This is a genomic window from Methylobacterium indicum (genome assembly GCF_001043895.1).
In the GTDB taxonomy this organism is placed as follows: domain Bacteria; phylum Pseudomonadota; class Alphaproteobacteria; order Rhizobiales; family Beijerinckiaceae; genus Methylobacterium; species Methylobacterium indicum.
In genome coordinates this window covers 1-13,208 of the sequence record NZ_JTHF01000070.1, presented here as the reverse complement: position 1 = coordinate 13,208, position 13,208 = coordinate 1, and the positions used below count along the sequence as shown (strand labels likewise).

Here is a 13,208-nt window from a genome sequence, read left to right as displayed (position 1 = left end):
GGGTTGGCCGAGGGGTTGGCCAAGGGGTTGTCCAAGGGGTTGGCCATGCGGGCGGGTGGCGGCGCCCGGCGGGCGACGCTACATCGCGGTCAATTGTCCGGAGCCCGCCCGATGCCCGCCTCGTCCCTCCGCCTCGGCGTCAACGTCGATCACGTCGCCACCCTGCGCAACGCCCGCGGCGGCGCGATGCCGGATCCGGTCCGGGCGGCGCACGCGGCGATCGCGGCCGGCGCCGACGGCATCACCGCCCACCTGCGCGAGGACCGCCGCCACATCCGCGACGCCGACGTCGAGCGGCTGATGCGCGAGATCGACCGGCCGCTGAACCTCGAGATGGCGGCGACCGACGAGATGCTGGGCATCGCGCTGCGGCTGAAGCCCCACGCCGCCTGCCTGGTGCCGGAGAAGCGCGAGGAGCGCACCACGGAAGGCGGGCTCGACATCGTCGGCGGCCGCGCCCACCTGGCGCCCGCGATCGCGCGCCTCGTCGAGGCCGGGGTGCGCGTCTCGCTCTTCGTCGAGCCCGAAATCCACGTCATGGAGGCGGCCCGCGCCCTCGGCGCGCCCGTCGTCGAGCTGCACACCGGCACCTATTGCGAGGCGGCGATCGCCGGGGATGCGGGCGCGGTGCGGGCCGAGCTCGCCCGCCTCGCCCGCGCCGCCGAGCACGGCCACGCCCTCGGCCTCGAGATCCATGCCGGGCACGGCCTGACGGTGGACAGCGTCGGCCCGGTGGCGGCCCTGCCGCAGGTGCGCGAGCTCAACATCGGCCACGCCCTGATGGCCGAGGCGATCTTCGACGGGCTGCCGGCGGCGATCCGGGCGATGCGGGCCGCCATGGACGCCGCCCGCGTCGCGAGCGCCGCATGATCGTCGGCATCGGCTCCGACCTCTGCGACATCCGCCGCATCGAGCGCTCGCTCGAGCGCTTCGGCGACCGCTTCACCCACCGGGTCTTCACCGAGGGCGAGCGGGCCCGCAGCGACCGGCGCGCCGCCCGGGCGCCCTCCTATGCCCGGCGCTTCGCCGCCAAGGAGGCCTGCTCCAAGGCGCTGGGCACCGGCATGAGCCACGGTGTGTTCTGGCGCGACATGGAGGTGGTGAACCTGCCGGGCGGCCGCCCGACGCTGCGCCTCACCAACGGCGCGGCGGACCGCCTCGCCGCCCTGATGCCGCCGGGCCACCGCCCGGTCGTCCACGTCACGCTCACCGACGATCCCCCGCTCGCCCAGGCCTTCGTCATCATCGAGGCCCTGCCCGAGGGGCAGGCCCCGGCCTGAGCGGCGCGCCGTCGCCGGAGGCCGAGGGCCGAACGGACCGATTCGTCCCGCCCGCCGCGCCGCGTTGCGGGCGGGCAAGCGTTGGTCTAGACCCCCCGCACCGCGCAAAAAGCCGGCCGCGTGCCCTCGGCGGGTGCCCAGGCGTATTCTGCACGGACCGCCGGAGAGACGAGCATGGATCGCGCACGCACGGACCAGGACCTGAAACGCGGCAAGGAGGCCGGCCTCTGGGACTCGATCAAGGAGACCGTGAAGGTCGGCGTCCAGGCGCTGCTGATCGCCCTGGTGGTCCGTACCCTGCTGTTCCAGCCGTTCAACATCCCGTCCGGCTCGCTGATCCCAACCTTGCTGATCGGTGATTACCTCTTCGTGTCGAAGTACTCGCTCGGCTACTCGAAGTACTCGCTTCCCTTGAGCGAGTACCTGCCGTTCGAGGCCAAGGGCCGGATCTGGGGGGCGGAGCCCAAGCGCGGCGACATCGTGGTGTTCAAGCTGCCGAAGGACAACGCCACCGACTACATCAAGCGGGTGATCGGCCTGCCGGGCGACCGGATCCAGGTGATCGAGGGCGTGCTCAACATCAACGGCCGGCCGGTCAAGCGCGAGCGCATCGCCGATTATTCGACCACCGACGCCTTCGGCCAGCCGACCCTGGTGCCGCAATACCGCGAGACCCTGCCCAACGGCGTCACCCACGAGATCATCGAGCGCGACGGCGACCGCGGCCTGTGGGACAACACCCAGGTCTACACCGTGCCGGCGAACCACTTCTTCATGATGGGCGACAACCGCGACAACTCGACCGATTCGCGCGATCTCGGCAATGTCGGCTACGTGCCGTACGAGAACCTGATCGGCCGGGCCGAGGTGATCTTCTTCTCGATCGACGAGGGCGCGGCCGCCTGGCAGATCTGGAACTGGCCGTGGACGGTGCGCTGGAACCGCATCTTCAAGCCGATCCACTGACGGGAGTCCGAGCGTGAGCGACGCCGAGCCCGCACCGCAGGCCGATACCCGGCTCGAAGCCTCCGTCCCGGCATCCGGGACGGGCGAGGCCCCGCCGCGGCGCAAGCGCGGCATGCGGCGCCGGCCCGACCTCTCGGTGCTGGAGGAGCGCATCGGCCACCGCTTCGCCGACCGCGACCTCCTGGTGCGGGCGCTGACCCATGTCAGCGCGACGAACGGGAAGAACAGCTACCAGCGCCTGGAATTCCTCGGCGACCGGGTGCTCGGGCTCGCGGTGGCCGACGGGCTCTACAACGCGCTGCCGGGTGCCGACGAGGGCGACCTGTCGCGCCGCCTGTCGAGCCTGGTCCGGCGCGAGAGCTGCGCCACCGTCGCCACGGCCTGGGATGTCGGCCCGCACCTGAATCTCGGCGGCGGCGAGGTCCATGGCGGCGGGCGCCGCAACGGCGCGATCCTCGCCGACGTCTGCGAGGCGATCCTGGGCGCGATCTTCCTCGATGCCGGCTACGCCGCCGCCAAGGCGGTGATCGACCGCGCCTTCGAGGCCGACCGCCAGACCGAGGGCACCCGCAGCCGCGACCCGAAATCGGCGCTCCAGGAATGGGCGCAGGCGCAAGGGTGGCCGACCCCGACCTACGTCGTGGTGGAACGGTCCGGGCCCGACCACGCGCCGCAATTTCACATCGAGGCCCGGGTCACCGGGACCGCGCCCGGCCTCGGCATCGGCGGCTCCAAGCGGCTCGCCGAGCAGACGGCCGCGCGCGCGCTCCTGGTGCGCGAGGGGCTGTGGACCGGGGACGAGCCCGGGGAGCAAGCAGAATGATCGACGACGACACCACCCCCGATGCCGGCCCCGACGCGGCCGGCGCTCCCGAGAATGCCGCGCCCGACACCGCGCCGCCCAAGGACACCCGCGCGGGCTTCGTCGCCCTGATCGGCGTGCCGAATGCCGGCAAGTCGACCCTGCTCAACAGCCTCGTCGGCACCAAGGTGTCGATCGTCTCGCGCAAAGTGCAGACCACCCGGGCGCTCGTGCGCGGCATCGCCATGGAGGGCAACGCGCAGATCGTCCTCGTCGACACCCCCGGCATCTTCGCGCCCAAGCGCCGGCTCGACCGGGCGATGGTGACCTCGGCCTGGAGCGGCGCGGCAGATGCCGACGCGGTCTGCCTGCTGATCGACGCCCGGAAGGGCGTGGACGAGGAGGTCGAGGCGATCCTCACCCGGATGCCGGAGCTCAAGCGCCCGAAATACCTGGTGCTCAACAAGATCGACCTGATGGCCCGCGAGCGCCTGCTGGCGCTCGCCGCCGCGCTCCACGAGCGGGTGAAGTTCGAGCGCATCTTCATGATCTCCGCGCTCACCGGCGACGGGGTCGACGACCTGCGCCGCGAGCTCGCCGGCCGGATGCCGCCGAGCCCCTGGCTCTACCCTGAGGACCAGGTCTCCGACGCGCCGCTGCGGATGCTCGCCGCCGAGATCACCCGGGAAAAGATCTACGACCGGTTGCACGAGGAACTGCCCTATTCCTCGACCGTCGAGACCGACCAGTGGCAGGTCCGGCCCGACGGTTCGGTGCGGATCGAGCAGACGATCTTCGTCGAGCGCGAGAGCCAGCGCTCGATCGTGCTCGGCAAGGGCGGGCAGACCATCAAGGCCATCGGCCAGGCCGCGCGGATCGACATCGCGGAGGCGGCCGAGACCAAGGTCCATCTCTTCCTGTTCGTGAAGGTGCGGGAGAACTGGGCCGACGACCCGGAGCGCTACCGCGAGATGGGCCTGGAATTCCCCCGCGGCTGACGTGACGGACCCGATCGCCCGGCCGGGCGTCTACGGCCACCCGCCCGCCGACCTCGCCGCCGTGCCGGACGGCGCGGTGCAGCTCTCCCCGCTCGTGCCCGGGAGCGAGGCCCTCGAGGATCTCGCCCCCGGCGCCCTCGACGGCCTGACCGTGCTGGCGCCACCCGGCACCCTCGAGCGCCGCCACACCCTGGCGCTGGCGCTGCGGGCGCTCGCGCCCGGCGGGGCGCTGACCGTGCTGGCGCCCAAGGACAAGGGCGGCTCGCGGCTCGCCCGCGAACTCTCGGGCTTCGGCTGCGCCCTCGACGAGAGCGCCAAGAGCCACCACCGCATCGTCCGCACGGTGCGGCCCGACGCGCCGACCGGGCTCGACGAGGCGATCCGCGAGGGCGCGCCGCGGCGCGACGACGGTCTCGGCCTGTGGACGCAGCCGGGCATCTTTTCCTGGAACCGGATCGACCCCGGCACCGCCCTGCTGATCGACACCCTGCCCGCCCTGTCCGGGCGCGGCGCCGATCTCGGCTGCGGTCTCGGCATTCTCGCCCATGCCGTGCTGGCCTCGCCCAAGGTGACGGCGCTCGCCCTCGTCGACAACGATCGCCGGGCCGTCGAGGCGTCCCGGCGCAACGTCGACGATCTGCGCGTGACGGTGACATGGGCCGATGCCCGCGCCGCGAATGCGGTGCCGGAGCGCCTCGACTTCGTGGTGATGAACCCGCCCTTCCACGACGGCGGCGCCGAGGACCGGGCGCTCGGCCAGGCCTTCATCCGCCGCGCCGCCGCCGCCTTGCGGCCGGGCGGCACGCTGTGGCTCACCGCCAACACCCACCTGCCCTACGAGGCGACGCTGGGAGAGGTGTTCAAGGAGGTGACGCAGCGGGCCGCCGCCCATGGCTACAAGATCCACGAGGCGCGCAAATGAGCGCCAAGGGCAAGGTGGCGTCGGTCCGGCTCGACCGGCTGCTCGCCAATCTCGGCTACGGCTCGCGCCGCGAGATCCAGATGCTGGCCAATGCCGGCACGATCGTGCTCGACGGCGCCCCCTTGCGCGACGCCGACCGGCGCATCGCCCTCGACCCCGACCTGTCGTCCCGTCTCACCGTCAGCGGCAAAACCCTCGACCCGCTGCCGGGGCTCGCCCTGATGCTGCACAAGCCCCTCGGCGTCACCTGCTCGCACAAGGAGGCGGGCGCGCTGGTCTACAGCCTGCTGCCCCCGCGCTGGCGCCGCCGCGAGCCGCCGCTCTCCACCGTCGGCCGCCTCGACAAGGAGACCTCCGGCTTGCTGCTGCTGACCGACGACGGCGCGCTGCTGCACCGGATCATCTCGCCGAAGGCCAGCGTCTCGAAGCGCTACCGGGTGACCCTCGACCGTCCGTTGCGCGGCGACGAGGGTGCGATCTTCTCCTCCGGCACCCTGATGCTGGAGGGCGAGGAGAAGCCGCTCCTGCCGGTCGCGCTCGAGGTGCACGGCCCGACGAGCGCCGCCGTGACCCTGACGGAAGGGCGCTATCACCAGGTCCGGCGGATGTTCGCGGCGGTCGGCAACCACGTCACGGCGCTCCACCGCGACCGGGTGGGGGCGCTGGACCTGCCGGCGGACCTGGAGCCCGGGCAGTACCGGGTGATGGGGGAGGGGGATGTGGCGCGGGTGTTCGAGCAGGGGTGAGCGGGTAATGCCCGTTCGCTGAGGCCGTGGACGCCGGAAGGCCGTGGTTTCTGTCTCGCTTCGACGCGCCAGCTGGCTTGCCGCATCTCTCCGATCGGTTTTGTCGGACGCGACCCGTGGCAGAGCCGGGGTTCGACCACCGGAACGAGCGGCCTGTGCGATGCCGCACCAGGCCGCAACGTTGGCTGCTGCCAAGTATCCAATGATCATTGCGCCGCTGCCGCAGCCCGTTCATCCATACGACATCGCTCCCGGCCCGAGGACGACGATGTCGAGCGGCACCGCGACATTCTGGATCATCATCGCTGTCGTGAGCGCCTCATTCGGTGCCCTGCACGGGTTTCTGTTCGGCGACGGACCGAAGCTCGCGGGCGTCCTGTATGGGACCTGCATCGGCCTTCTCACCATCGCCTACCAGCGGGGCGTCTTCCTTGCCGGCTACAGCGAGCGGCTGCGGCGGCTGCCGACGCCGGCCTATATCGTGGCCGCCGAGATCAGCCTGGTATTCGTCATCGTCGCCGGGATGGCCCTGACCGGGCTCGTCCTCTGGACGCTCGGCATCGTCGACAAGCCGCTCATGGAGGCGATCACTCCGAAGCTCTCGACCATTCCCTTCGCACTGGTGATGTCGGCCATCATCGTCTCGGTCCTGCGGGTGCGCGACCTGATCGGCGGCGAGACGTTCCTGAACCTCATCCTTGGACGCTATCACCGCCCGGTCCGGGAGGAGCGCATTTTCCTGTTTCTCGATCTCGCCGGCTCGACGGCCTACGCGGCACGTCACGGCGATCTCGCCGCGCAGGAACTGCTCAAGGCGGTGTTCTCCGCGATCGCCGAGCCGGTGCGCCGGTATCGTGGTCAGGTCGACGACTATGTCGGCGATCAGGTGATCGTCTCCTGGCCGCTCGCGCGAGGCATCGAGCAGGCGCGATGCGTCGCTTGCGTCTTCGCGATCCATCGAGCCCTCGACGACGATCGGGCGCGCTGGCTTGCCCGGTTCGGTCTGGTGCCCGAATTGCGCGCGGCGCTGCACGGCGGCAGCGTGGTGACGGCGGAAGTCGGCGTCGATCGGCACAAGATCGCGTATTTCGGCGATGTCATGAACGCGACCGCCCGGCTTGAGGGCCTGTGCCGGGAGACCCAGCGCGCCGTGCTGATCTCGGAGGCCGTCCTGGCCCGGCTGCCGGTCCTGCCCGAGGGCATCGAGGCCGAGGCGCTCGGTTCGTATCACCTTCGGGGGCGCAGCGAGACGATGGCGGTGCATGCGCTCGCGGACCGGCGCAGGCCGCTTTTCGTCGGCGCCCGTGCGGAGGTCGATGCCGACCGCCGGGCGGCAGGACGGGTCTACGCGGCCCTGCGCGGCTGAGGCGCGTCGCCCCCGGCAGGGCTGCATCGGCCCGCATGGCGGGCCGATGCGTCCTACACGGCTCTACCCCAGGGTCGTCAGATCCTGAAACCAGTGCTGGGCCTGGGTGTACCCCTTCACCTTCCCCGAGAGCGCGTGCGGGTTGGTGTCGTGCACGACCCAGACCTGCACGGCGTCGTCCACCACGATCTCGTGGATGCGCGCCAGCATCTTGTCCTGCTCGGCGGGGTCGAAGCTCGCCCGCACCGCGTCGCAGAGCGTGTCCACCTCCGGGTTGCGGTAGTGGCTCCAGTTCACGCCGGTCGGGGCGACCTGCTTCGAATCGTAGAAGCGCAGGATCGCGTAGAGCGGATCCGAGGTGACGTAGGCGATGTTGCTGCCGGTGACGCCCTTCAGCGACGGGTCGGCGGCGCCCTGGCGCCAGGCGGTGTAGGCGACCTCGAGCTCGACCGCCCGGAACTCGACCGCGAGCCCGACCTCGGCCCAGCTCTGCTGCACGAACTCGTTGATCGGCAGCGACAGCATCTGTCCCGAGCCGCCGGTCGGGATGAGAAAGGTCGTGCGCAGCGGGTTCCGCACCGAGTAGCCCGCCTCCTGCACCAGCTTGCGCGCCTGGTCGATGTCATACCCGATCTTGAAGCCCGGCTTGCCGAACCACGGGCTCGACGGCTGCACCTGTCCCACGGCCGGCGTGGCGAGGCCGCCCATCAGCGCGGCGACGCCGTCGCGGTCGATGGCGAGGTTGGCGGCCTTGCGCAGGCGCAGGTCGCGCCACGGGCTGCCCTCCAGCATCGACAGGTGGTAGTTCCAGACATGCGGCGTGTCGTTGCCGGTGACCCGCATGCCGGCACCCTTGAGGCGCGGCACCGCGTCGGGGGCGGGCAATTCGATCAGGTCGGCATTGCCGGAGAGAAGGGCGTTCGCCCGCGCCAGATCCTCGGGAATGCAGGCGAGCGTCAGCTTGGCGAGCCGCGGCATCCGCTTGGCGTTCCAGTGGGTCTCGTTCGGCACGAGGTCCAGGCGCACCCGCGGCACCAGGGCGGCGAGCCGGTAGGGGCCGGTGCCGGAGGGCTGGAAGGCGAACTTCGTCCAGTCCCGCCCGACCGCCTCGTACTGCGCCGGCGACGAGATCAGGAACCACAGCATCTGGTAGGGAAACAGCGCGTCGACCGCCTTGGTGGTGACCTGCACCGTCATGGCGTCGAGCTTCTTGTAGGACGCCACCGACGGCAGGCGCGGGCGCACCTGCGAGGCCTGGCGCTGGTCGTAGTGGGGCGCCTTGGCGTCGAGCACCTTGTCGAAGTTCCAGATCACCGCGTCGGCGTCGAAGGCCGAGCCGTCGTGGAACTTGACCCCCTCGCGCAGGCGGAAGATCCAGTTGCGGCGATCCGCGGCGTCGCTCTCCCACGCGGTGGCGAGCCCCGGCACCAGCTTGCCCGGCCGGTCGGCGACGTCGAGCTCCCAGGCGACCAGGGGATCGTAGAGGGTGAGTCCGGTGAACTGGTAGCCCCCCGCGCCGCGGTCCGGCTGGCCGGTGGTGAGCGGCAGGTCGAACAGCGAGATGCCGTAGGTCAGGCTGCCCGACGGCGCCCCCGCCGGGCCGGCCGGGGCGGTCCCTTGCGCGAGCGCGGGACCGGTGGGGCCGAGGGCCGCGAGGGCCGAGGCTCCGGCGAGCAGCTGGCGGCGCGAGAGGGAGGCGTGACTCATCGATGGACCCCGGCAGGCGCGCGGCCCGTCCGGCCGCGTTACGCGCCTGACGTCTGCAAGGAGCATGCAAGTGCAAGGAGCATGCAAGGTCATAGGGATGCGCCGCGGGCGGAGCGGCGAGGCGCCACCCTTGGAACCACTCGCATAAAGACATCTTTATATCTTGATTGCCTCCCCGCCGGGTGGCTGCTATAGGCGCTGCCGAACCGGACGACACGGGAGACGGACCAATGCCGAGCGCGCAGGACTACATCGTCAAGGACATCGCCCTGGCCGATTTCGGCCGCAAGGAGATCGCGATCGCCGAGACCGAGATGCCCGGCCTGATGGCCGTGCGCGAGGAATACGCCGCGAGCCAGCCGCTGAAGGGCGCCAAGATCGCCGGCTCGCTGCACATGACGATCCAGACCGCGGTGCTGATCGAGACCCTGAAGTCTCTCGGCGCCGACATCCGCTGGGTGTCGTGCAACATCTACTCGACCCAGGACCACGCCGCCGCCGCCATCGCCGCCGCCGGCATCCCGGTCTTCGCCATCAAGGGCGAGACCCTGAAGGATTACTGGGACTACACCGCCAAGCTGTTCGAGTGGCATGACGGCGGCATGCCGAACATGATCCTCGACGACGGCGGCGACGCCACGATGTTCGTGCATCTCGGCCTGCGCGCCGAGAACGGCGACACCGCCTTCCTCGACCAGCCGGGCTCGGAGGAGGAAGAGATCTTCTTCGCGCTCCTCAAGCGCATGCTGGCCGAGAAGCCGAAGGGCTGGTTTGCCGGCCTCGCCGAGTCGATCAAGGGCGTCTCGGAGGAGACCACCACCGGCGTGCACCGCCTTTACCTGCTCGCCAAGGAGGGCAAGCTCCTCTTCCCGGCGATCAACGTCAACGACGCGGTCACCAAGTCGAAGTTCGACAACCTCTACGGCTGCCGCGAGTCGCTGGTCGACGGCATCCGCCGCGGCACCGACGTGATGATGGCCGGCAAGGTCGCGATGGTCGCGGGCTTCGGCGACGTCGGCAAGGGCTCGGCCGCCTCGCTCCGCAACGCCGGCTGCCGCGTGCTGGTCTCGGAGGTCGATCCGATCTGCGCGCTCCAGGCCGCGATGGAGGGCTACGAGGTCACCACGATGGAAGATGCCGCGCCGCGCGCCGACATCTTCGTGACCGCCACCGGCAACAAGGACGTCATCACCCTCGACCACATGCGGGCGATGAAGGACCGGGCCATCGTCTGCAACATCGGCCACTTCGACAACGAGATCCAGGTCGCGGGTCTTAAGAACCTGAAGTGGCAGAACATCAAGCCGCAGGTCGACGAGATCGAGTTCGCCGACGGCCACCGCATCATCCTCCTGTCGGAGGGCCGCCTGGTGAACCTCGGCAACGCCATGGGTCACCCGTCCTTCGTGATGTCGGCCTCGTTCACCAACCAGACGCTCGCCCAGATCGAGCTCTGGACCAACCCGGGCAAGTACGAGAAGAAGGTCTATACTCTGCCCAAGGCCCTCGACGAGAAGGTCGCGGCGCTGCATCTCGAGAAGATCGGCGTCAAGCTGACCAAGCTTCGCGACGACCAGGCCGCCTATATCGGCGTGAAGGCCTCCGGTCCGTTCAAGCCCGAGCACTATCGTTACTGATCGACGCCGAACCGTCGCGCCGTCGAAGGGGGAGCCCGGCCGAGAGGCCGGGCTCTTCTTTTTGCGTGTGCGGGTGCCTTCATCGGTTGTGTGCTGATTGTCCTCTGTAATGTTCCGCCTTTGTTCTGTCATCAGTGTGGCATTTCTGTGCTCTTGACGATGCTCCGCGCGAGCATCGCCCGCCGCACCGCAATTCACCCCTTCCGGGCCGAATCCGCCGCGCGCTAAACTCGGGGCGAATCTGTGGTGAGGGGTGCCGATTCGCGGTCGCGGGCGGTCCCGGCGTTCATCAGGCGTAGCGTTGAGGTCGCAAGGCGTGCCGGTCCGGTCGAGGGCCGGCGCGCCGGTTCGCGTGGAGACGGACGGGTCATGGGGGTTGGACGAACGTCGCGGCGGCTCGGCGGCCGCGCGGGCGCCGGCATTTTGGGCGGCGCGCTCGGCCTTGCCGCCGCCGCCCAGGCGGCGGAGACGGCCCCGGGGCTGCACGCGCACAACGCCGTGGGCTTCGCGGTGCTGATCGGATTGACGATCTTCGCTACCATCCTGTCGCTGCTCTACCTGCGCGAGCGGGCCCGCTGGACCCGGCGCGAGCACACCCTGACGACCGAACTCGCCGAGCTGCGCGGCGCCCACGACCGGGCCGACCTGCTGCTCGGCTCCGAGCCGCAGGTCGTCGTGACCTGGGATTCCCGCGGCGAGCCGCGGATCGAGGGCGATGTCGGCATCACCGCGGACGGGGCGCGGCAGGGCTCGCCCCGCCGGGTGCTCGCCTTCGGGTCCTGGCTCGTGCCCGCCGACGCCGCCGCCCTCGACGCCGCGGTCGAGGCCCTGTGCGGGCGCGGCGAGCGCTTCCGCCGCACCGTCCACACCCTCCAGGGCCGCACCGTCGAGGCGCAGGGCCAGGCGGTCGGCGGCCAGGCGCTGCTGCGCCTGCGCGAGCTCACCGGCGAGCGGCGCGAGCTGGTCGAGCTGCGCGCCACCCTGGAGGAGGCGCGCCACGGGCTGTCGGCGCTCGCCGACCTCCTCGACGCGATTCCCCAACCGGTCTGGCGCCGGGGCCGCGACGGGCGGCTGGCCTGGGCCAACGCCGCCTACGTCACCGCCGCGGAGGCCGGCGACGTCGCCCATGCGGTGCGGGAGGGCGCCGAGCTGCTCGAGCGCTCCGCCCGCGAGGAGGCCGAGCGCCGCCGCGCCCGCGGCGCCGGCAACCCGCTCCGGGTCTCGGCCGTGGTGGCGGGGGCCCGCCGCATCCTCGACGTCACCGAGGTCGCGACCGAATCCGGCACCGTCGGCATCGCGGTCGACGTCTCGGAGCTCGAGAGCGTGCGCGCCGACCTGCAGCGCCAGATGGACGCCAACGTCCGCACCCTCGACCAATTGCCCACCGCCGTCGCGATGTTCGACGCGCGCCAGCAGCTGATCTTCCACAACGCCGCCTATCGCCAGCTCTGGGACCTCGATCCCGGCTTCCTGGAGAGCCGGCCCCTCGACGGCGAGATCCTCGACACCCTGCGCAACGCCCGGAAATTGCCCGAGCAGGCGGATTTCCGCAGCTGGAAGGCCGGGGTGCTCGCCGCCTACCGGGCCGCGGAGGCGCAGCAGAACTGGTGGCACCTGCCCGACGGGCGGACGCTGCGCGTCCTGGCCGACCCGAACCCGCAAGGGGGGCTGACCTACCTGTTCGAGGACGTGTCGGAGCGGGTCCACCTCGAATCGCGCTACAACGTGCTGATGCAGGTGCAGAGCGAGACGCTCGACACCCTGCGCGAGCCCGTGGCGGTGTTCGGCACCGACGGGCGGCTGAAATTCGCCAACCGCGCCTTCACCCAGGTCTGGCGCATCACCCCGGAGATCCTGGAGGTCCAGCCCCATATCGACCAGGTGATCGCGGTCTGCCGTGCCTTGAGCCCGGCCGAGGAGCCCTGGACCCAGATCCGCGAGGCGGTGACCGGCCTCGTCGATGCCCGCCACGGCCTGACCTGCCGGCTGGCGCTCGCCGACGGCACCATGCTCGATTGCGCCGCCGAGCCCCTGCCGGACGGGGCGACGCTGCTCACCCACATCGACGTGACGGCGAGCGTCAATGTCGAGCGGGCGCTCACCGACAAGAACGAGGCCCTGGAGCGCACGACGCGGCTCCGCGACGAGTTCGTCCACCACGTCTCCTACGAGCTGCGCTCGCCGCTCACCAACATCATCGGCTTCACCGAGCTTCTCGGCGACGAGACCGTCGGCGCCCTCAATCCGCGCCAGCGCGAATACGCCGACCACATCATGCGCTCCTCGGCGGCGCTCCTCGTCATCATCAACGACATCCTCGACCTCGCCTCGATCGATGCCGGCTCGATGGAGCTGACGCGCGAGCGGGTCGACGTGCAGACCACCATCGCGGCGGCGGTGCGGGGCATCGGCGACCGGCTGGCCGAGGCCGACATCGCCCTCGTCCTCGACGTACCGGCCGACATCGGCAGCTTCGTCGCCGACGGCAAGCGCATCCGCCAGATCCTGTTCAACCTGCTCTCGAACGCGGTCGGCTTCTCGGCGCCGGGCCAGCAGGTGCGGGTCTGCGCCCGCAAGGACGGCGAGAGCCTGGTGCTGGAGGTGACCGACCAGGGCCGCGGCATGCCGCCCGAGGTGATGGCGCGGGTGTTCGAGCGCTTCGAGAGCAACACGCTCGGCACCCGCCACCGCGGCGTCGGCCTGGGATTGTCGATCGTGCGCTCCTTCGTCGAGCTGCATGGCGGGCGCATCGACATCGCGTCGGCCCCCGGGGCCGGCACCCGG

At 70.9% G+C, this 13,208-nt stretch carries 11 protein-coding genes; 10 read left to right on the top strand and 1 reads right to left on the bottom strand.

Features of this window, described 5'->3' with window-relative positions:
• Nucleotides 1-111: 111 nt before the first annotated feature.
• From QR78_RS08930 to QR78_RS08895, 8 genes are all read left to right on the top strand, one after another.
• Nucleotides 112-870, top strand: a complete 759-nt coding sequence (locus QR78_RS08930) for a pyridoxine 5'-phosphate synthase (protein ID WP_048427155.1) — start codon at nt 112-114, stop codon at nt 868-870.
• Nucleotides 867-1,280 carry a holo-ACP synthase gene (acpS, locus tag QR78_RS08925; RefSeq protein ID WP_048427154.1) on the top strand — a complete coding sequence of 138 codons (414 nt, stop codon included), beginning with the start codon at nt 867-869 and terminating at the stop codon, nt 1,278-1,280. The genes QR78_RS08930 and acpS overlap by 4 nt, the downstream gene beginning before the upstream one ends.
• A gap of 174 nt (nt 1,281-1,454) precedes the next feature.
• Nucleotides 1,455-2,246 carry a signal peptidase I gene (lepB, locus tag QR78_RS08920; protein WP_048427153.1) on the top strand — a complete coding sequence of 264 codons (792 nt, stop codon included), beginning with the start codon at nt 1,455-1,457 and terminating at the stop codon, nt 2,244-2,246.
• 112 nt (nt 2,247-2,358) lie between these two features.
• Nucleotides 2,359-3,069 (top strand): ribonuclease III, encoded by a 711-nt coding sequence (gene rnc / locus QR78_RS08915; protein ID WP_048427159.1) that lies wholly within the window; start codon nt 2,359-2,361, stop codon nt 3,067-3,069.
• Nucleotides 3,066-4,046, top strand: coding sequence for a GTPase Era (gene era / locus QR78_RS08910; protein WP_048427152.1), 981 nt, complete (start codon nt 3,066-3,068; stop codon nt 4,044-4,046). Before rnc ends, era begins: the two co-directional genes overlap by 4 nt.
• Nucleotide 4,047: 1 nt before the next feature.
• On the top strand, nt 4,048-4,968 hold the full coding sequence (locus QR78_RS08905; protein WP_179945846.1) for a class I SAM-dependent methyltransferase: 921 nt from the start codon (nt 4,048-4,050) through the stop codon (nt 4,966-4,968).
• Complete coding sequence (locus QR78_RS08900; protein WP_082171984.1) at nt 4,965-5,714, top strand: pseudouridine synthase; 750 nt, start codon at nt 4,965-4,967, stop codon at nt 5,712-5,714. The genes QR78_RS08905 and QR78_RS08900 overlap by 4 nt, the downstream gene beginning before the upstream one ends.
• A 268-nt stretch (nt 5,715-5,982) precedes the next feature.
• A complete protein-coding gene (locus tag QR78_RS08895; protein WP_082171983.1) occupies nt 5,983-7,080 on the top strand; it encodes an adenylate/guanylate cyclase domain-containing protein in 1,098 nt (365 codons plus the stop codon).
• Nucleotides 7,081-7,143: 63 nt separating this feature from the next.
• Here QR78_RS08895 and QR78_RS08890 read toward each other — a convergent pair whose 3' ends face one another.
• On the bottom strand, nt 7,144-8,787 hold the full coding sequence (locus QR78_RS08890) for an ABC transporter substrate-binding protein (protein WP_048427151.1): 1,644 nt from the start codon (nt 8,785-8,787) through the stop codon (nt 7,144-7,146).
• Between the two features lie 230 nt (nt 8,788-9,017).
• On the opposite strand from QR78_RS08890, the gene ahcY reads away from it, so the two are divergent.
• Both ahcY and QR78_RS08880 read left to right on the top strand, forming a co-directional pair.
• Nucleotides 9,018-10,424, top strand: a complete 1,407-nt coding sequence (gene ahcY / locus QR78_RS08885) for an adenosylhomocysteinase (RefSeq protein ID WP_048427150.1) — start codon at nt 9,018-9,020, stop codon at nt 10,422-10,424.
• 369 nt (nt 10,425-10,793) lie between these two features.
• The coding region (locus QR78_RS08880; RefSeq protein WP_048427149.1) for a sensor histidine kinase at nt 10,794-13,208 on the top strand (2,415 nt) is incomplete at its 3' end.